1 protein-coding gene is annotated in these 1,303 nt (G+C 66.4%); it reads right to left on the bottom strand.

Features of this window, described 5'->3' with window-relative positions; all coding sequences use genetic code 11:
- Window positions 1-40: 40 nt before the first annotated feature.
- Window positions 41-1,303: IS66 family transposase (gene tnpC / locus C6P64_RS16055; RefSeq protein ID WP_146115951.1), on the bottom strand; the 1,263-nt coding region annotated here is incomplete at its 5' end.

Raw genomic sequence — 1,303 nt, 5'->3', positions numbered from 1 at the left:
GTAACTATTCAGCCCCCCATAGGGCATAGACATGGCCGCGTCAGGCGCAGGCCGCCTGTCGTGCCAGGACATGCTCGGGCACCAAGGACGGCGCGGTCTGCTTGGCCAGCCAGGCCGTCATGACCTCCTGCAGGTAGCCAAAGGTCTGTCGGCCCTGGATGGCACAGGTCTGCACGGTCGAGAAGATCCGCTCCAGGAATCTCAGCCCCCGCCCCGATCGGGTGAAGAACGAGAGCTTGCGCTTGATCACGAAACCGCGCAGCGCCCGCTCGGCCGCATTGTTGGTCGGGGACACCGCCGGATTCCTGAGGAAGTGCCACAAGGCCGGCTCGATCCTGAGCAGGTTGGCACAGGTGTTGGCCGTACGCGAACAGGCCGTCTGCGCTGCGCCGGCCTGCAGCTGTTTGCGGATACGCTGTCGCAGCCACTCGAAATGTCCGGCCGGCTTTCCTTGCTCACGCCAGCGAAACAGCGCGTAGCCGCAGGCCTGCAGGCGCTTGCCGATGATGCCGGCCACGCCCTCGCGAGTCGCAATCCGTGCGAAGTCGCGCAGCAGGTGCGCCCAGCACACCTGGCGCTGCTGCAGGTCTATGAAATGGTAGCCCGCGTAGCGGTCGCTCACGATCACGCCCTTGGGCTGCTCGCCCAGCAAGGCCTTGGCCGCCACCTGGCCCCGCGAGGGGTCAAGCCGGAAATACGCGCCCCAGTCGCAGACCTGGGTCCACGCCCACATCATGTGGCTGTGGCTCTTGTGACTGGTTTCGTCGGCGTGGCGCACAGGCTCCAGGCCCAGATGCGTTTGCAACTGCTGCACCGGTTCGGCCAGCGCCTGCGCGACATGACCGTGCGCCATGGAGATCGTGCCGATGCTGAACTTCAGCCCCATGACCTGTTCGAGCAAGCGCTGGATCTTGCCCTGCGTCAGATGGAACTGACCCGACAGCGTCCCCACCAGCGCCAGGGCGCGCGGTCCAAGCTGACCACTGGGCACACCCGTCGGAAGTGCCGCGTGGTGCTTGTGGCCGCAGCCACTGCAGACACCGCGCAGCCGCAGGTACTCCGTCACCACCGGTGTGATCGGCGGCAGATCGAAGACCTGGTGGCGAATCGCCTTGTCTTCGTCCGCGACCACTTCGCCCTTGCACAGCGCACATTGCGGCTCGGGCCGGCACAGTACCTGCTGGTCGACCTGGTCGCTCGGCAGCATGGCCCGGAAACTGCCTTTGTGCCCAGGCTGTCCGCCGACCTTGCGACCGCTCTTGGGCTTGGCCGGGCGAGATCCCCGACCTCCCGGACCATCGCT

It is taken from the genome of Malikia granosa (assembly GCF_002980595.1).
GTDB lineage: Bacteria > Pseudomonadota > Gammaproteobacteria > Burkholderiales > Burkholderiaceae_C > Malikia > Malikia granosa.
The sequence above is the reverse complement of the archived record's forward strand: the minus strand, read 5'-3'. Positions and strand labels throughout refer to the sequence as shown.